This is a genomic window from Pseudomonas sp. Ost2, from assembly GCF_018326065.1.
Taxonomy (GTDB): Bacteria; Pseudomonadota; Gammaproteobacteria; order Pseudomonadales; family Pseudomonadaceae; genus Aquipseudomonas; species Aquipseudomonas gingeri.
The window spans coordinates 130,001-147,621 of the sequence record NZ_AP021904.1 but is presented as its reverse complement, the minus strand read 5'-3'; the positions used below and the strand labels follow the sequence as shown (position 1 = coordinate 147,621).

At 63.3% G+C, this 17,621-nt stretch carries 13 protein-coding genes and 3 rRNA genes (1 of these 16 cut by a window edge); 7 read left to right on the top strand and 9 right to left on the bottom strand.

All coding sequences use genetic code 11. From position 1 onward, the window contains the following. Positions 1-49 precede the first annotated feature (49 nt). On the top strand, positions 50-2,227 hold the full coding sequence (locus tag KI243_RS00690) for an outer membrane assembly lipoprotein YfiO (protein WP_177083791.1): 2,178 nt from the start codon (positions 50-52) through the stop codon (positions 2,225-2,227). Between the two features lie 6 nt (positions 2,228-2,233). Beyond that, entirely contained in the window at positions 2,234-2,947 is a 714-nt protein-coding gene (locus tag KI243_RS00685) for a DUF3142 domain-containing protein (RefSeq protein ID WP_212810332.1), read from the top strand. A 112-nt stretch (positions 2,948-3,059) separates the two neighbouring features. Here the strand turns inward: KI243_RS00685 and KI243_RS00680 are convergent, their stop codons facing one another. From KI243_RS00680 to KI243_RS00665, 4 genes are read right to left on the bottom strand one after another with little or no spacing between them, the layout of a single operon-like run. Then, positions 3,060-3,926 carry an ABC transporter permease gene (locus KI243_RS00680; protein WP_212810331.1) on the bottom strand — a complete coding sequence of 289 codons (867 nt, stop codon included), beginning with the start codon at positions 3,924-3,926 and terminating at the stop codon, positions 3,060-3,062. A gap of 19 nt (positions 3,927-3,945) precedes the next feature. Then, positions 3,946-4,800, bottom strand: a complete 855-nt coding sequence (locus tag KI243_RS00675) for an ABC transporter ATP-binding protein (RefSeq protein ID WP_177083797.1) — start codon at positions 4,798-4,800, stop codon at positions 3,946-3,948. A 5-nt stretch (positions 4,801-4,805) separates the two neighbouring features. Then, on the bottom strand, positions 4,806-5,843 hold the full coding sequence (locus KI243_RS00670) for an ABC transporter substrate-binding protein (protein WP_212810330.1): 1,038 nt from the start codon (positions 5,841-5,843) through the stop codon (positions 4,806-4,808). Positions 5,844-5,868: 25 nt separating this feature from the next. Further along, on the bottom strand, positions 5,869-6,765 hold the full coding sequence (locus KI243_RS00665) for a TauD/TfdA family dioxygenase (protein ID WP_178991138.1): 897 nt from the start codon (positions 6,763-6,765) through the stop codon (positions 5,869-5,871). Between the two features lie 469 nt (positions 6,766-7,234). On the opposite strand from KI243_RS00665, the gene KI243_RS00660 reads away from it, so the two are divergent. Further along, positions 7,235-7,918, top strand: coding sequence for a GntR family transcriptional regulator (locus KI243_RS00660; protein ID WP_178991136.1), 684 nt, complete (start codon positions 7,235-7,237; stop codon positions 7,916-7,918). A 408-nt stretch (positions 7,919-8,326) separates the two neighbouring features. Here the strand turns inward: KI243_RS00660 and KI243_RS00655 are convergent, their stop codons facing one another. Continuing rightward, a complete protein-coding gene (locus tag KI243_RS00655; protein WP_146049261.1) occupies positions 8,327-8,539 on the bottom strand; it encodes a hypothetical protein in 213 nt (70 codons plus the stop codon). Between the two features lie 145 nt (positions 8,540-8,684). Here KI243_RS00655 and KI243_RS00650 point away from each other — a divergent pair, with 145 nt between their 5' ends. From KI243_RS00650 to KI243_RS00635, 4 genes are read left to right on the top strand one after another with little or no spacing between them, the layout of a single operon-like run. Beyond that, the gene (locus KI243_RS00650) at positions 8,685-9,461 is read left to right on the top strand and encodes a DUF3050 domain-containing protein (RefSeq protein ID WP_177083801.1); all 777 of its coding nucleotides are present in this window, start codon (positions 8,685-8,687) and stop codon (positions 9,459-9,461) included. Then, on the top strand, positions 9,458-10,387 hold the full coding sequence (locus KI243_RS00645) for a diiron oxygenase (RefSeq protein WP_177083803.1): 930 nt from the start codon (positions 9,458-9,460) through the stop codon (positions 10,385-10,387). Before KI243_RS00650 ends, KI243_RS00645 begins: the two co-directional genes overlap by 4 nt. Before the next feature lie 14 nt (positions 10,388-10,401). Continuing rightward, a complete protein-coding gene (locus KI243_RS00640; RefSeq protein ID WP_212810329.1) occupies positions 10,402-13,836 on the top strand; it encodes an amino acid adenylation domain-containing protein in 3,435 nt (1,144 codons plus the stop codon). A 26-nt stretch (positions 13,837-13,862) separates the two neighbouring features. Further along, positions 13,863-14,330, top strand: coding sequence for an SRPBCC family protein (locus KI243_RS00635; RefSeq protein WP_212810328.1), 468 nt, complete (start codon positions 13,863-13,865; stop codon positions 14,328-14,330). A gap of 92 nt (positions 14,331-14,422) precedes the next feature. On the opposite strand, the gene KI243_RS00630 is transcribed toward KI243_RS00635, so the two are convergent. From KI243_RS00630 to KI243_RS00615, 4 genes are all read right to left on the bottom strand, one after another. After that, positions 14,423-16,303 (bottom strand): methyl-accepting chemotaxis protein, encoded by a 1,881-nt coding sequence (locus tag KI243_RS00630; RefSeq protein ID WP_177083809.1) that lies wholly within the window; start codon positions 16,301-16,303, stop codon positions 14,423-14,425. Positions 16,304-16,530: 227 nt separating this feature from the next. Next, positions 16,531-16,646, bottom strand: a 5S ribosomal RNA gene (gene rrf, locus KI243_RS00625). Between the two features lie 111 nt (positions 16,647-16,757). After that, a 5S ribosomal RNA gene (gene rrf / locus KI243_RS00620) occupies positions 16,758-16,873 on the bottom strand. A gap of 169 nt (positions 16,874-17,042) precedes the next feature. Then, positions 17,043-17,621 (bottom strand): 23S ribosomal RNA (locus KI243_RS00615) (it continues 2,313 nt past the right edge of the window).

Below are 17,621 nucleotides of genomic sequence, written 5' to 3'. Positions count from 1 at the left end.
CGTCCCCTCCGGCCCTTGGCGCCGCACGTTACAGGATTAAGGACAATTCATGCGTATCGGTCTTCTGTCATCCCTGGCGCTGGGCGTCGCCTTCTCCTCCATGGCCCAGGCCAGTTCCGATAATTTCTGCTACCCGCGCTGGTCGATGGTCCAGTACGACCTCGACCGTTGCAGCAACCTGGCCTTCCTCAATCCGAGCAACGACAGCCGGGTCAACCTGCGCCTGTTGCTGGCCGACCAGGGCAGCGTGGCGCTGACGCCCAACGAACTGAGCGAGGACGACCTCGCCGAAGGCTACGGCCCGGTGCCGTTCCCCAATACGCGCCTGGACCCGGCCAACTCGCCGGATGTCACCGACGAGCCGGACGACTCCACCACCGCCAGCCTGGAAGAAACCCTGGAGAAGCTCGGGATCAAGCGTGAAAGCGAGACGCCTGCCGGCGACGCCTTCCTCTCGGGCGAAGGCAGCCGCTGCCGCAGCAACTCGGACGACAGCGCCAGCGCCTTTATCAACGCCCTGGTCGGCACTGGCGAACTGTCCGCCGCCGAGCGCCAGGCCCTGGCCAACTCGCGGGTGCAGATGCTCGCGGCCTGCACCTGGGACCCGGCGCAGCAGGCGGCGCTGGTGCCCGGCACCCTCGCGTCCGCCCCGGCCCAGGCGTTTGCCGCCTACCTGCGCGCCGCCAGCGACTTCTACAGCGGGCGTTTCAGCGAGGCGGCCGGCGGGTTCGCCACCTTGAGCCAGAGCAGCCAGCCGTGGCTGAAGGAAACCGCGCTGTACATGCAGGCGCGCACCGCCCTGAACATTGCCCAGCAGAACACCTTCGATGCCGACGGCATGCCCACCGAGGGCGAGGCCGACCCGGCGCAGTTGAAACAGGCCGAAGACGGTTTCAACGCCTACCTGAAAAGCTACCCGCAGGGCCCGTATGCGGTTTCCGCCCGCGGCCTGCTGCGCCGGGTCTACTGGCTGGCAGGCGATTCCGACAAGCAGGCGGCCGAATACCTCTGGCAACTGAGCCAGCCCGAAGATGCGTTGCGCAATGTCTCCTCGGATGACCTGGTGCAGGAAATCGACAACAAGCTGCTGTTCGGTACCGGCAAGGTCAACCAGCCGCTGTTCCAGGCGGTCAACGACTTGCTGGGCATGCGGCCGCCGAATGACGACAACCGCTCGCCACGGCTGACCCTGGAGACCTTGCAGGCGCAGAAAGCGACTTTCGCCGCGCAACCGGCGCTGCATGACTACCTGCTGGCGGCGTTCCACCTGTATGTGGAAAAGAACCCGGAACTGGCCCTCAAGAGCCTGCCCACCGAGATCCCGGCGAAGCTCGACTATGTCGCCTTCAGCCAACAGGCACTGCGTGGCCTGGCGCTGGAAGCCCGGCAGGACTGGAACGGCGCCGAGGCGCTGTGGTTGCAGCTGCTAGCGCAGGTGAAGCAGCCGCTGCAACGGGAAACCCTCGAGCTGGCCCTGGCCAACAACTACGAGCGCAGCCAGCGGGTGGCCAACGTCTTCGCCGCCGATTCGCCGATCAAGACGCCCCAGGTCCGCGCCATCCTCCTGCGCCATATCGCCGATGCCGGGCTGCTGCGCCAGCAGGTCAACCAGGGCGCGGATGCCACCGAGCGTGACACGGCCCTGTTCGTGCTGCTCTACAAGGACCTGCGCCTGGGCCATTACCCGGACTTCGCCGAAGACCTCAAGCAACTGCCCGCCGAACCGGCCGACAGCCGCCTGGGCACCAGCATCGGCTACACCTACAGCGGCGGGCAGTCGCTGCGGCTGTTCCGCTGGACGGGCGCCAAGGCCGAATCGGGCTACGCGTGCCCGGCCATCGGCGAAACCGTCGCGACCCTGCAAGCCGACCAGAACGCCCCGGTGGCGCTGAACTGCCTGGGTGAATTCATCCTGCGCAACAGCCTCGACGGCATGCCGCTGGACAGCCAGCGCAACAAGGACGAGCTGGGCGGCACTCCGTCGCTGTTCAAGGGCCCGCTGTACTCGCGCCTCGACGGCTACCAGAGTGTGATCGCCAACCCCAAGGCGTCCCATGCGGACAAGGGCTACGCGCTGTTCCGGGCGATCAACTGCTACGCCCCGGCCGGCTACAACAGTTGCGGTGGGAAGGAAGTCGAGCCGGCGCAACGCAAGGCCTGGTTCAAGCAATTGAAGAGCGGCTTCGCCGACACCCAGTGGGGCAAGTCGGCGCAGTATTACTGGTAAGCCGCGATGAGCCGCTGGCGCTGGCTGTTGCTGGCCGGCTGGCTGGGCGCCGGCAGTGGGCTGGCGGCGGTCGATGCGCGGGACCATGACGCCTTCTGGCTGTGGAGCGGCGTCTCCCCGCAGCCGGTGCTGGCCCAGGCCCGTAGCCTGTATATCCTGCAGGGACAGATCAGCCAGTCACGTCGCGCCCCACAGCGCGGGGTCAGCTTCATCGCCCAGGGCATCGCGATCCCGCGCCTGACCCGGGGCGAAGTCTGGGTGGTCTACCGCGCCCACACCCTGCGCTGGCCGGAGCCGGTCTATCGCCAGTTGCTCGGCCAGGTGAAACGCTGGCAACAGGCGGGCAATCCGGTGGCGGGCATCCAGATCGACTTCGACGCCCGCACCCGTTATCTCGACGAATACACCGCCTTCCTGCGCGACCTGCGCCAGCGCCTGCCGCCGGAGCTGCGCCTGAGCATCACCGGGCTGATGGACTGGAGCAGCAACGCCGATCCGGCGGCCATCGCCCAGCTCAAGGGCGTGGTGGATGAAGTGGTGGTGCAGACCTATCAGGGTCGCCACAGCATTCCCGACTACGCCGCCTACCTGCCCCGGATGAACCGGTTGGGGCTGCCGTTCAAGATCGGCCTGATCCAGGGCGGCGAGTGGCAGGAGCCGGGCTACCTGAAGGGCAGCGAGTGGTTTCGCGGGTATGTGGTGTTTTTGCAGAATCGCTGAGGCAGGCGGCGCCTGGGCCTGCGCCTTCGCGGGCAAGCCCGCTCCCACAAGACCATGCCAACCACTGTGGGAGCGGGCTTGCCCGCGAAAGCGTCAGCCCGAACAACACCGCTTACCGCTGCATGCCCCAGCGTTTCACCGTCACCCGCTCCAGGGTGTCGAACACCAGGTTCTCCACCAGCAGGCCGATCAGGATCACCACGGCCAGGCCGGCGAAGACCTTGTCGGTATACAGCTCGTTGCGGTTCTGGAAGATGTACCAGCCCAGCCCGCCCTTGCCGCTGGTGGCGCCGAACACCAGTTCCGCCGCGATCAGGGTGCGCCAGGCAAATGCCCAGCCGATCTTCAGCCCGGCGAGAATCGACGGCAGCGCCGCGGGAATAAGGATGAACAGCACGAAGCGCAACCCCTTCAGGCCGTAGTTGCGGCCTGCCATGCGCAGGGTTTCCGAGACGCCGAGAAAGCCGGCATAGGTGTTCAGCGCCAATGCCCACAGCACCGAGTGCACCAGCACGAAGATCAGGCTGTTCTGCCCCAGCCCGAACCACAACAACGCCAGCGGCAGCAGGGCAATCGCCGGCAGCGGGTTGAACATCGAGGTCAGGGTGCTGAGCAGGTCACGGCCGAACTGGGTCGATACCGCCAGGGTGGTCAAGGCGAATGCCAGGACAATCCCCAGCGCATAGCCCTTGAGCAGCACCACCAGGGAGATCCCGACCTTGCCCAGCAGCTCGCCGCTGAGCAGGCCGTCGTACAATGCACTGGCCGTCTGCAGGAAGCTCGGCAGCAGCAGGTCGTTGTTCTGATAACGCGCCACGACTTCCCAGAGAATCGCCAGCAGGATCAGGATCAGGCTCTTGCGCAACCAGCCCTGCTGCCACAGCCGTTGCGCCAGCGGCAATTCGCGCTCCAGCGGGACGGCGAGCAGCGGCTCCAGGGTCACTTCGTATTCTTTACGCACAGGGGATGAAAGGCTCATCGGGCATTGCTCCAGCCGCTCAATAGGCGATGCGGATATCGGCGAAATCCAGTTCGGTTTCAGCCTGCGGGGTTTCGTCGAACAGCAGCCGGTGGATCCGTCGTGCCGACGCCTGGAACGCGGCGCCACCGAGGCTGTGCAAGTCGTACTGATGGCTGTGGATTTCCGCCCGCACCCGCCCCGGATGGGGCGACAGCAGGAGGATGCGGTTGCCCACCACCAGCGCTTCTTCGATCGAGTGGGTGACGAACAGCAACGTGAAGCGCACCTCCTCCCAGAGCTGCAGCAGTTCTTCCTGCATCTTGCGTCGGGTCAGGGCATCGAGGGCGGCGAAGGGTTCGTCCATCAGCAGGACCTTGGGCTGCATCGCCAGGGCCCGGGCAATCGCCACCCGGGCTTTCATGCCACCGGACAAGGTGTGCGGGTAGGCATCGGCAAAGGCGGCCAGGCCGACCTTGTCCAGGTAATGCAACGCCCGCTCTTCGGCTTCCCGGCGCTTGAGGGTGCCGGACGCCAGCAGCGGAAACATGACGTTCTGCTTCACGGTTTTCCAGGGCGGCAACTGGTCGAATTCCTGGAACACCACGATCCGGTCCGGACCCGGCTCATTGACTACCTGGCCCTGCAGGCGGATCTCGCCTTCGCAGGGACGGATAAACCCGGCCACGGCCTTGAGCAGGGTCGACTTGCCACACCCGGAAGGCCCGAGCAGGACAAAACGGTCCTCGCGGTCGACCTCGAAACTGACCTGGTGCGTCGCCCGCACCACTCGCGCCGGGGTGCGGTATTCCAGGCTGACCTGGTCGACCGCCAGCAACGCTGAAGCGGCGACGGTCGGGTTGCTGGCCGTGTGGCCTTGCAAGGGGGCATTCATGTCGATCAGCTCCCCTGCAGCAGCTTGGCGTCCTCGAAGAAGTAGTCCTTCCACGATTCCGGCTTGTGCTTGATGGCGCCCACACGGTAGAGGAACTCAGCCAGCGGGTAGGTGTTCTTCGGCGTCACGCTGAATTCGAACTGCGGGTTGTCGATGATTTTCAGCAGGACCGCGCGGTCGATCTTGGCCTTGGTCACCCGTAGATAGGTGTCCGCCGCCGCGCCTTTGTCCTTCTGCGCGAAGTCGGCCGCTTCGGCCAGGGCGTCGACGAAGGCCTTGTAGGTTTTCGGGTTGTCGTTGCGGAATTTCTCGGTGGCGAACAGCACGGTCGGCGAGTTCGGCCCGAGCAGGTCGTAGCTGTTGAGCACCACGTGGACGTTGGGGTTTTCCAGCGCCTGTTCCTGGAACGGCGGATTGGAGAAGTGCCCGGTCAGCTCGGTGCCGCCGGCGATCAACGCGGCCGTGGCATCCGGATGGGGGACGGCGACGGTGTACTTGTCCAGGCGATTGAACTCCTTGTCGCCCCACTGCCTGGCCGCCGCGTATTGCAGGAAGCGCGACTGCACGGACACCCCCACCGCCGGCAAGGCGATGCGGTCCTGGTCGGTGAAGTCGGCAATGGTCTTGACCTTCGGATTGTTGCTCACCAGGTAGTACGGGAAGTTGCCCAGGGAAGCCACGGCCTTGACGTTCTGCTTGCCGTAGGTGCGGTCCCAGATGGTCAGCAGCGGTCCGACGCCGGCACCGGCGATATCCACCGAGCCGGATAGCAGGGCGTCATTGATCGCGGCGCCACCGGACAGCTGGGTCCAGTCGACCTTGATATCGATGCCTTCGGCCTGGCCGTATTTCTCGATCAGGTGCTGGTCGCGCACCACGTTGAGCAGCAGGTAGACAATGCCGAACTGTTCGGCGACGCGGATCTGGCCTTCCGCCTGGGCGGTGGCCGGTGCCAACAGGCTGCCGGCCAACAGGCTCAAGCCCAGGCCGATGGACGTGGTGAGGCGGCCGAGTTTCGGCAATAGCGCAAAGGGTGCAGGCATGGGGATGCTCCTTGAAGCGATCAGGTCAGAACGGGGCATCGCCCTGGATGGTGGTGCGGTAGAGCTTGCGCCGCAGGTGGCTCGGGCAACCGACGGCCAGGTGCACCAGCGAACGGTTGTCCCAGAACACCAGGTCGTGGGGCTGCCATTGATGGCGGTAGACGTTTTCCGGGCGCACGCTGTGGGCGTACAGCTCGCTCAACAACTGGCGGCTTTCGTCTTCCGGCAGGCCGACGATCCGGGTGGTGAAACCCTCGCTGACGAACAGTGCCTTGCGCCCGGTTTCCGGGTGGGTGCGGACGATGGGGTGCACCACTTCGGCGACCTGGGCCAGTTGTTCCGGGGTGAGGGTCGGCCGCCAGTTGCCTTCGAATTTGCTTTCGCTGTAGCGGGCCGTATACGAGTGCGCTGCCGAACGGCCTTCAACCGCCTGGCGCAGGGCCTCGGGCAGGGTGTCCCAGGCCTTGTGCTGGTCGGCGAACAGGGTGTCGCCGCCTTCGGCCGGCAACTCCTGGGCGTGCAGCATCGAGCCCAGGCTCGGCAGTTCCTTATAGGAAAGGTCCGAGTGCCAGAACTTTCCGGCGTCGCCCAGGCCGATATTCTGACCGTTCTCGATGATGTTGGAGACGATCAGGATTTCCGGGTGGCCGGCCAGGAGAAATTGTTTAAGAACGTGAATCTGCAACACGCCGAAACGACGACTGAAGGCGATCTGTTGCTCGGGACTGATGCGCTGGTCGCGAAAGACCACCACGTGATAGTCCAGGTGCGCGCGATGGATGCGGGCGAAATCCTCTTCATTGACCGGCTGGCGCAAGTCCAGGCCGACGATTTCGGCACCGACCGCGCCGACGAAGGGACGAATCTCGAAGGATTGGGACGCCACCACGGACGCCGGGGAAACCGCTGAAGCCGAAGACATACATTCACTCCCACGCAGAGCACGCTTTCAGTGCGCGCCTCGATCAGAAACTCACGGTGGTCCCGTGTTCGTTCAGTTCGTGCGGCGCACCGATTGGTCGGTGGGTACGCAGGAGGACGACCATATAGTCATAAGAAAAATAATTTAAATACTATTTCGGAATATGCATAGGACGGACAAGAGGACAACGGCATCACCGGCCCCCGCCGTTTCAGATCCGTGTGCAAAACCACCCCATCGATGACAAGTAATACGTACTCACAAAAATGACCGCCCCCTACGTTCATTTAGGAAACGATTGATGGTTAAGCGGGGGGCCCTGGAAGAAAATGGCACCTTGCGATCACCGCAGTTGAGCAGGCTCGATCTCGATCATGAGCACGGGCCGGTTTGACAAGCACCCGGGCAGCTCCTAGCGTGCCATTGGATCCAATTTGAATTCTGTTCTCGAGCAGCAGGTAGTTTCAGCGTGGCAGAAAAACCGAACCCTTTGAGCAGCATCCTCGTCAACGGTCCGATTCCCGCCCACCTCGCGCGGGCGGTAATCGAGGAATCCTTGCGTGGCGCCATTCTGGATGGGCGACTGCCTTGCGGCATGGCGGTGCGCCAACAGGAGTTGGCAACGCTGTTCGGCGTCAGTCGCATGCCGGTCCGCGAGGCCTTGCGTCAACTCGAGTCGCAGGGGCTGCTGCACGTCGTCCAGCACAAGGGCGCCGTGGTCGCGCCGCTGATCGACGATACCTCGACCGAAAACTACAACCTGCGCATCCTGCTGGAATCGGAAGCCCTGCGCCTGTCGGTGCCCCTGCTCACCGAGGACGACTTCGCCGAAAGCGCTGCCTATATCGACCAGCTGGAAACGGAGACCGACTACACCCAGGTCGGCCGGCTCAACCGTCTGTTCCACATGAGCCTCTACCGCAAGGCACCCAACCACAAACTGCTGGCCCTGATCGACCAGGGCCTGGTGGGGGAGGAACGCTTCCTGCGTTTCAACCTCTCGGCCATGGGCCTGGGCAAACTGTCCCAGGACGATCACCGGGAGCTGCTCCAGGCCGCCCGTGACGGCCAGGTCGATGTGTGCGTGGAGCACTTGCGCCACCACTTGCAACGCGGTATCGAGGTCATCCAGCGCTACCTGGGCAAGTCTTGAACAACCCGTCGACACACGCCATGCCCGCGTCTTGAGCACAACGCCCCCGTAGCCCGCTGCTGAACGTAGCCGTACCGCCTTGGCTCAGGGCGGGATAACCGAGCCTGTTCGAAGCGTCGGACGCGCTTCACATCCCCTGGCGATAGTCGAGCCGTGCATTTGGGCACACTCTGGTCAATCCAGGCAGCACGAGCGGAACGCGGCGCAACTCGCGCGTGAGGCCCGGACAAGAGACAGATCTGAAGGAGAGCTTTGCCACAGGCCTGGGGCCGGAAGAACCGTGCCTCGACCTCGTCTATCAAACAACCGGCCATCCCGTTCAAGAGTGCTCGAGTGAGGCATTCACTCAATACCCTTATTCTGCTCATTATCGAGCGGAAGAGCCGCTCTCATCCAAATAAAACAACTTCAAATTGTTTTATCGGCATTGTTCAACCCTGGTAAAAAGGAAGTTTTTATTATTTTAAAAACAACTTGATCGGCATTTGTTTTCTGTACTAGTTTTGAATAACCGCGAGAATGCGCCCGCCGGCGATGGCCCACAGTGTGGAGACGCCGCCCCGGCAGAGCCAGACAGAACACGCTGACATAACCAGCAGACACGATGACAATGGCAGGCATGCCGTTGGTTCAAGCTCTTGAGTTTGCGAACTCCTGATCAAGGACTTCGCTCGTCCGTCATTTATCGACGGCCACGACACAACATGACAAACAACCGCGAGGCGGTGTTTGCCGTTACTCCATTTACCAACCGAAAAGGTGGCTAATGAATACTTGTAAAGAATATCTGGAACACCGAAAAACCCAACTGAGCGAACATTCTGTTTTCCGCGAAATACATTCACTGCCATTACTCAGGCGCTTTATGGAAGTGCATGTCTTCGCGGTATGGGACTTCATGTCGCTGACCAAGCGCTTGCAACAGGAACTGACCAGCGTCGATCTGCCCTGGCTGCCCCCCAGGGACCCACGGGCAGCCCGAATGATCAACGAGATCGTGCTCGGCGAGGAGTCGGACACGCGCCACGGAGAAGGCCATTGCAGCCATTTCGAGCTGTATCTGGAGGCCATGCGCGAGATCGGTGCCGATACGCGGGTCATCGAAGGTTTTATCCAGCGGCTGCGCGAGGGTGTCGCCGTCGACGATGCCCTGCAACAGGCCGGTGTCGACCCGGGCGCCGCCCGCTTTGTCCGGCAGACCCTCGATATCGCCTTGAACGCGGCGCCGCATTGCGTTGCCGCGGTCTTCCTGCATGGCCGGGAAAGCCTGGTCCCGGGGATGTTCCAGCGGCTGCTCGAACAGTGGGGCATCGACCGCACCCAGGTGCCGACCCTGCACTACTACCTGCACCGGCATATCGAGGTGGATGCCGGCGACCACGGCCCGGCTGCCGCGCGCCTGCTGGAGCGCCTGGTGGATGCTGATCCGCAACGCGAGCACGAAGCCTGTGCCGCCGCCCTGCTGGCCGTGGAAAGCCGCCTCGCGCTCTGGGACGACGTCCGACAGAAACTGCGCACCGCAACTCGCGGGGTCGCCGTATGAACGCCGGCGACTACAGCTCCTGCGCCGAGGCCTGGGAAAGCCGCGCGAGCATCCGTACCCGTCCGCGGCGCCTGCTGGAGAACGATGATCGGCTGATCTATCCCCTCAGCCGCCAGCCGCTCGTCAACACGGCGGCGTTTCTTGCCGGGTGCCCCGGGCAGCGCGACTTCGTACTGATCCAGAGCCTGTACAAGTTCATCAACGATGTGGTGATTTTCGAGACCGAGATCGTCGACCGCACCGCCCGCCGCATCGCCAAGGACCGCTTTGCGATCCGCTTTCCGTTCGCCTGTCGCTATGACGCCATGACCGTGGTGGTGGACGAGGACTATCACGCCCTGGCGGCCATGGACTTCCTGCAGCAGACCATCGCCCTGACCGGCGTCGAGCCGATTGCCCTGCCCGACGAGATCGAGTTGAGCCGCGCCATACCGGCGGCCCTGGGCATGGCGCCGGAACACCTGCAGGGCGCTGTCGAGCTGATCTGCGTGGCGATCGCGGAAAACACCGTGACCAACGATGTCGCGGCCTTTGCCAAGGACGACACGGTCAAGGCCTCGGTCAAGGGGCTGATGGCCGACCACCTGCTCGACGAAGGCCGGCACGCCGTGTTCTGGACGCGCCTGGTGCGGCTCTACTGGCAGGACGCAAGCGAGGCCGATCACGAATTGATCGCCGGGATCCTGCCGGTGTTCATCGTTCATTACCTGACCAACGACCTCCAGAAGACCTTCGATTTCACCGTGATCGAGCACCTGCCGGTCGACGAGCCGGTCCGCCAGGCGCTCAGGCGCGAAGCCCTGGGCCTGGCCTATCCGATCAACCGCCACCATCCGCTGGTCCTCAATATCGTGCGGTTCCTGCGCAACAGCTCGCTGCTGGATTCGCCCGCCGTCCGCGACGCCCTGGGCGACTACCTGCTCTAGCCAAGGAGATCATCATGAGACGTCTCGAGATTCTGCTCGTCGGAAGCAGCCAGGTGCTCGATGAGCTGATGCAGGAGCTGGAGCAGCAGGGTCATCCTGTCCGGCGTCTGGATAACCCCCAGGCCGTCGCCGCGGGCCTGCCGCCGGCAACGGACCTGCTGATCGAGGATGGCAGCCTGGCGCTGCCCGCCCATATCGACGGTGCCGTCCGCCTGGGCTTGCGCCTGGAGTACGGCCCGTTGACCAGCGCCGGCCTGCCGGCACTGGCCCTGCGCTGCTGGCAGGACGGCCGCCTGATCGAGCGCCAAGCGGTCGACCAGGATGGTTCCGGCAACGGCCAGGCGCTGCGACTGGCGGCGAGCGAGGCCTTGCTGGAGTTGTGCACGCTGCTGGTCAGCCGCTTTGCCCGCGACAGCGACTGCTTCCTCGACATCCCGCCCGTGGCGGCCTTGCCATGCGACGCGCAACATCCCCTGTCGATGTTGGAGTCGCTGGCCTTCGAACATCGCTTCAACCACACCGCCCGCCCCGATCTGCTGGCCCTGGCGACGGTGCCGGTGCTCCGCCGTATCGAAGACAGCCTGCGCCGGTTCGCCGCGCGCCCGGCCCTGACCTTCAATGGCGACTCAGCAAATTATCGCCAGTTGCACGCCCACGGCCTGGCCATCCAGGAGTGCCTGCTGACGGCGCTCGCCGGGCGGGATACTCGCAACGAGGCGCCGGTGGTCGGTGTCTGCCTGGACAAGACCGCAGCCCTGTACGCGGCGCTCCTGGCCATCCTCGGCTGCGGTGCGATCTATCTGCCGCTGGACCCGGCTCATCCAGTCCAGCGCCAGCAATCCATCCTGGAGGACGCCGGGGCGGTCCTGCTGCTGCACGCGGGGCGCCATCCCCTCGACGATCACCTGCCCTCCCTGGATATCAGCGCGGTGCAGATCGACCACGCGGCCCCGGACGGCTCATCCCTGTTGCGCCAGGCATCGACCCCTGACGCGCCCTGCATCGCGCTCTACACCTCGGGCACCAGCGGCCAGCCCAAGGGGGTGCTGCTCAGCCAGGCCAATCTGGCACATTTCACCGCCTGGTACGCCGAGCAGGTGCAGCTCAGCGAACACAGCCGGGTCCTGCAGTTCTCGGCCCTGAGCGTCGACGCCTCGCTGATCGATATCTTCCCCAGCCTGGTCCAGGGCGCCGAACTGGTGGTCGCCAGCGACGACCAGCGACGTGATCCCTTGCAACTGGCCGCGCTGATCCGCCGACAGCGCATCAGCCATGCCTTCCTGCCGCCCATGCTGCTCGGCATCCTGCCCCTCGATCCGCCGCTGGGGCTGAGCCATGTGACGACCGGCGGCGATGTCTGCGAACCCTGGGTCATCGAACAGCTCACGCGCCAGACCCGTTTCTACAACCTCTACGGACCTACCGAGGCGACGGTGCTGGTCACCGCTCGGCAGTTCCACGCGGGAACCGGCAATCGCAACCTGGGACGGCCGATCGCCAACAGCCGGGTGTTCATTCTCGACGAGCACGGGCGGCCGGTAGTCGAACAGACGGTCGGCGAGCTCTATATCGCCGGGCCGGGGGTGACCCTGGGCTACCTGAACAATCCGGGGAAGAGCGCCGAATGTTATGTATCCCTGGATATAGGCGACGGCTCGATACGACGGGTCTATCGCACCGGCGATCTGGCGAAGTGGACCGACGAAGGCATAACGCTCTGCGGCCGTCGCGACCATCAGGTGAAGATTCGCGGCTTCCGCGTCGAGCCCGAGGAAATCGAGCATTGCCTGCGCAACAGCCGGTTGTATCGCCAGGTGGCCGTGGTCATCGACAGCCGCCGCCGGATACTGGCGTACCTGGCACAGCCGGTCACGCCCGGCCGCGGCCGCGAGGCCTTGCGGCAACACGTCGAGCACTGCCTGCCGGACTACATGCACCCGGCCGTCTATGTCGAGCTGGCCGGGCTGCCGTCCGCCGGCAACGGCAAGGTCGACCGCCGGGCGCTGCTGGAGCTGCCCGTGCACCTGCCCGGCGCGCCTCACCTGCGCTTGCCCGACAATGCCGATGAAGCCTGGTTGCGCGGACTCTGGGCGCAGTTGCTGGAACTGCCGGTCGACGAGATTTCCACCGACGAGAGCTTTTTCAACCTGGGCGGTCATTCGATCCTGCTGTCGAAGCTGCTGCTGGGAATTCGCGAACACTACGGACATGGCATCTCCATCAACCGCTTTATCGAGGAGCCGACACTGTGTCGGCTGGCGATACTGGTCAGGGGCGAGTCGACCCGGGAGGCGGTGAGCCCGCGGGTATTCATCGACGCCGTGCGCGAACCGGATTTCCAGGCGCTTGCGGCGGTACACGCGGGCGACCCTGGCAAGGTGGTGCTGACTGGCGCCAACAGCTTTGTCGGCGTGCATATCGTCGAAGCCCTGCTGGCCGACGGCGTGAGCGAGATCGCCTGCCTGGTGCGCGACAGCACGGCGGCCCCGGCGGCCGAGCGTTTCGCCCAGGCGTTGCGCGACAACCGCCTGGAGCATCTGGACCTGAGTCGCGTGCGGGTCTATCCGGCTGATATCCGCCTTCCCCGCCTGGGGCTGACAGAGCAGGTGCATGAGCGGATCGACCGCGAGTTCGGCGTGCTGATCCACAACGCCGCCCACGTCAATCATGTGCTCGACTACGAAGCCCTGGCCGCCGACAACGTCGATCCGCTGTTCGAGTGCCTGCGGCTGTGCGAGGGCCGCAGCAAGAAGGTCTTCAATTTCATCTCCAGCCTGTCGGCCTGCAGCCGTATCGCCGAGGACGGGCGGGTGCTGGAGCAGCCGCCGGCAGACACGCCGCCGATCTACATCCGCAACGGCTACAACCTGTCCAAGTGGGTCGGCGAACGGATTCTGCAACGGGCGCGCGAACAGGGCGTCTGGGTCAATCTCTACCGCCCCGGGAACATCGCCTTCAACAGCCGCAACGGCGTCTGCCAGCCACACCGCAACCGCCTGCTGCTGATGCTCAAGGGTTCGCTGCAACTGGGTCAGGTGCCCGCCCTGGCGCTGAATTTCGACCTGATGCCGGTGGACTTCCTCGCCCGCTTCATCGCCTCGCAAAGCCGGCGCGTGCCCGACAATCCTGGCGTATTCAACCTGCATAACCCGCAGCCGCTGAGCTGGAACGACTACGTCGCGGCGTTTCGCGAAGCCGGCCATGCCTTCCAGTTGGTCAGCGTCGCCGACTGGCAGCGCCAGTTGCAACGGGTCGACCGTCATAACGCGTTGTTCGAGGTGCTGGGTTTCTATCTCAACGGTTTCGAAGAGGACATCGGCGATATCTCGGCCATCGAGCATGACCATGCCGCAGCCGGCATCCGGCGCATGGGCGAAGCCTATCCGTGCAAGTCCCCGGCGTTGCTGCGCAAGGGCTGCGACTACCTCCGGCAGATCCGGTTCATCTGATTCCCCACAACCACCTGGAGCACTCCATGAATACCCTGCAACCCGATACCCTGATCCGCAACCCGCAAGGCCAGCCCGTGGTGTCCTCGGTCGAGATTCCCCGCGACGCCGCCAGCGCCTGGACCGTGGTCGGCGATTTTGCCGGCTTTGCGGCCTTCGTTCCGGCGCTCGCGCATATCGAGATGATCGGCGAGGGCACCGGCGCGCTGCGCAAGAAGCTGTTCAAGGACGGCCACGTGGTGGTCGAACAACTCAACAGCCACGACCCGACGGCGATGTGCATGACCTGGACCACGCTCTACAACACCCTCGGCGTCGGCCAGCTCTGGGCGGCGATGCGGGTCGAGGCTCTGGCGGCGGACCGCTGTCGCGCGACCTGGACCATCATCGCCGAACCGCTGGGTGACGATCCCGAGGACCTGCCGGGCTTTCGTCATTTCATCCAGGCGTTCGCCGATGAGGCGATGGGGAATGTGCGCAGCCTGTTGGCCTGAGACATTCCGATTGAATTCAGGGTTATCACAAGCTTCGCAGGCACAGGCGCTGCCGAGACCAGGCAGGTCCCAGGCAGCGCCTTGCAGTGACATCAGATCCTGAAGCTGTCCACCAGTTGCTTCAAACGGCTGGCCTGCTGTGACAGGGCATCGCAATCCTTCAACGTTTCGTTGAGGTTGGCGACGCCCTGCTGGTTCAGCAGGTTGATCTGATTGATGTCGACATTGAGGGTTTCCACCACCGCCGTCTGCTCTTCGGTCGCCGCCGCCACCGACTGGTTCATGCCGTCGATCTCGCCGATCCGCTGGGTCACGCTGATCAGTCGGGCACCGGCCTGGTTGGCGACTTCGACGCTCTCTTCGCTGGAAACCTGGCTGGCATTCATGGTCGTCACCGCTTCACGGGAACCGACCTGCAGCGAGGTGATCATCTTGTGGATCTCTTCCGCCGACTCCTGGGTACGGTGGGCCAGATTGCGTACCTCGTCCGCCACCACGGCAAAACCGCGGCCCGCCTCGCCTGCCCGCGCCGCCTCGATGGCAGCGTTGAGCGCCAGGAGGTTGGTCTGCTGGGAGATGCCCTTGATCACATCGAGAATGTGCCCGATGTTGTCGGTGCTGGCGTTCAGGGTCTCGATCTGGGTGCAGGACAGGCTGATCTTCTGCGACAGCTCGGTCATCGCCAGGATGGTTCGTTCCACCACCTGGCGACCGTCATCGGCCTGCTCGCTGGCGCCACTGGCGTGTTGCGAGGCATCGGCGGCATTGCGGGCGATTTCCTGGGTGGCCGCGCCCAACTGGTTGATCGCCGCCGCGACGCTGTTGGTCCGCGCGCTTTGCTCATCGGAACCGATGATCGAGGCGTTGGAAGAACTCATCACCCGCTGGGAGAGGTCGTGCACCTGGCGAGTGGCCGAGGACACCTCGGAGATCGACGCATGAATCCGCTCGACGAACTGGTTGAAGGAGCTGGCCAGTTCACCGAACTCGTCCTTGTTCTCGATGGTCAGGCGCCGGGTCAGGTCGCCCTCGCCCTGGGCGATGTCCTGCATGGCGCGGCCCATGGTGGTCAGGGGACGCATCAGTACCTGGATCAGCAGGGTCAGCAGCACCGCGATGGCGGCCACCGCGATAAACATCGCGATCAGCGCCGAAGTGCGGAATTTGCTCAGGGGGGCATAGGCCTTGTTCTTGTCGATGGACAGGCCGATGTACCAGTCCGCCGAGGGCAAGCCCACCACCGGCGTGAAGGACAGGATTCGCTGCTGGTTGTTCAGGGTGACTTCCTGGATACCCTTGGTGATGCGTACCGCCGAGCCCGGGTAGATGTCCTTGAGGTTTCTCATCACCTGATCCTTGTCCGGGCTGACGATCACCTGGCCGTCACCGCTGACGAGGAACGCCTGGCCGATACCACCGAAGTCCACCGAGTTGATGATCCTCACCAGGGTTTCCAGGCTCAGGTCGCCACCGACCACGCCGAGCAGCTGCCCGCCGCTTTTCACCGGCATGGCGATGGTCACCACCAGTCCACCGACCGAGGCCATGTACGGCGGGGTGAGCATGGTCTTGTCGGCTGCCACGGCGGATTTGTACCAGGGGCGCTGACGCGGGTCATAGCCGTCCGGCATCTTCGCGTCGGGGCGCTGGGTGAAGGTGCCGTCCGTCTGGCCGACATAGGTGAACTGGAAGTTGGAGGTGAATGCCGGCTGGTCGACCAGGCCGGGATAGTCCGCTTTGCTGCCTTGGTGCGCGACGTCCTGCGCGAGGTTTTCCAGGACCAGGATCCGCCCGCTCAGCCAGTTCTGCACACTGCTGGCGGTCAGCTCACCGGCCTGCTGGACCGACGATTCGAGGTTCTGCCGGATAGTGCTGCGCTGTAGGTAATCGTTGTACAGCGTGAACAGCGCGAAGGCGAGAACCACGACACCGGAAGCGGCCAAAAGGATTTTATGGCTGAATTTAAGGTTCATTTCATAGACTTCTTATGCCGAAGGTGGGGATGCGTGCAAAAGGGACATTCCTTGTACGGCGTAGGCAGCGTTCTATGACTGCTCCACTTTGGTGCACGCATTGCTCACCATGCTGTCGGCACCATGGAGCGAAAACTTAACTCATTTCGGCAAGCGGATGATGGCTTTTTGCTCGCCCCAAACAAAAACCCCCGTCTGCGTTAGCAGACGGGGGTTTCGGAATTCAATCTTGACGATGACCTACTCTCACATGGGGAAACCCCACACTACCATCGGCGATGCATCGTTTCACTACTGAGTTCGGGATGGGATCAGGTGGTTCCAATACTCTATGGTCGTCAAGAAATTCTGTGGCCGGTCCGTCGCTTGTGCGACGTGCCAGCAAAATGAGGAACTTCTATCTATAGAAAAACAAAACCCCAACTGCTTTCGCAATTGGGGTTTCGGAATTTAATCTTGACGATGACCTACTCTCACATGGGGAAACCCCACACTACCATCGGCGATGCATCGTTTCACTGCTGAGTTCGGGATGGGATCAGGTGGTTCCAATGCTCTATGGTCGTCAAGAAATTCGGGTACCGAGTCGTGGCCTTGAGGCCGCGCTTCAGCAAATCGGGTATGTGATCGATATTCGGTGTTTTGTGAGCCGCAAACTTTCGGTTCGTTTCGTCTTCATACACCGCAATCTGGTCTCTTTCGCCCTTGGGCTCAAAGCAGCAGATTGCTTGGGTGTTATATGGTCAAGCCTCACGGGCAATTAGTACAGGTTAGCTCAACGCCTCACAGCGCTTACACACCCTGCCTATCAACGTCGTAGTCTTCGACGGCCCTTCAGGGAACTCAAGGTTCCAGTGAGATCTCATCTTGAGGCAAGTTTCCCGCTTAGATGCTTTCAGCGGTTATCTTTTCCGAACATAGCTACCCGGCAATGCCACTGGCGTGACAACCGGAACACCAGAGGTTCGTCCACTCCGGTCCTCTCGTACTAGGAGCAGCCCCTCTCAAATCTCAAACGTCCACGGCAGATAGGGACCGAACTGTCTCACGACGTTCTAAACCCAGCTCGCGTACCACTTTAAATGGCGAACAGCCATACCCTTGGGACCGGCTTCAGCCCCAGGATGTGATGAGCCGACATCGAGGTGCCAAACACCGCCGTCGATATGAACTCTTGGGCGGTATCAGCCTGTTATCCCCGGAGTACCTTTTATCCGTTGAGCGATGGCCCTTCCATACAGAACCACCGGATCACTAAGACCTACTTTCGTACCTGCTCGACGTGTCTGTCTCGCAGTCAAGCGCGCTTTTGCCTTTA

Coding starts and splice junctions, on each gene's coding strand:
- KI243_RS00690 (WP_177083791.1), top strand. CDS start 50: ATGCGTATCGGTCTTCTGTCATCCCTGGCGCTGGGCGTCGCCTTCTCC.
- KI243_RS00685 (WP_212810332.1), top strand. CDS start 2,234: ATGAGCCGCTGGCGCTGGCTGTTGCTGGCCGGCTGGCTGGGCGCCGGC.
- KI243_RS00680 (WP_212810331.1), bottom strand. CDS start 3,926: ATGAGCCTTTCATCCCCTGTGCGTAAAGAATACGAAGTGACCCTGGAG.
- KI243_RS00675 (WP_177083797.1), bottom strand. CDS start 4,800: ATGAATGCCCCCTTGCAAGGCCACACGGCCAGCAACCCGACCGTCGCC.
- KI243_RS00670 (WP_212810330.1), bottom strand. CDS start 5,843: ATGCCTGCACCCTTTGCGCTATTGCCGAAACTCGGCCGCCTCACCACG.
- KI243_RS00665 (WP_178991138.1), bottom strand. CDS start 6,765: ATGTCTTCGGCTTCAGCGGTTTCCCCGGCGTCCGTGGTGGCGTCCCAA.
- KI243_RS00655 (WP_146049261.1), bottom strand. CDS start 8,539: ATGCCTGCCATTGTCATCGTGTCTGCTGGTTATGTCAGCGTGTTCTGT.
- KI243_RS00650 (WP_177083801.1), top strand. CDS start 8,685: ATGAATACTTGTAAAGAATATCTGGAACACCGAAAAACCCAACTGAGC.
- KI243_RS00645 (WP_177083803.1), top strand. CDS start 9,458: ATGAACGCCGGCGACTACAGCTCCTGCGCCGAGGCCTGGGAAAGCCGC.
- KI243_RS00640 (WP_212810329.1), top strand. CDS start 10,402: ATGAGACGTCTCGAGATTCTGCTCGTCGGAAGCAGCCAGGTGCTCGAT.
- KI243_RS00635 (WP_212810328.1), top strand. CDS start 13,863: ATGAATACCCTGCAACCCGATACCCTGATCCGCAACCCGCAAGGCCAG.
- KI243_RS00630 (WP_177083809.1), bottom strand. CDS start 16,303: ATGAACCTTAAATTCAGCCATAAAATCCTTTTGGCCGCTTCCGGTGTC.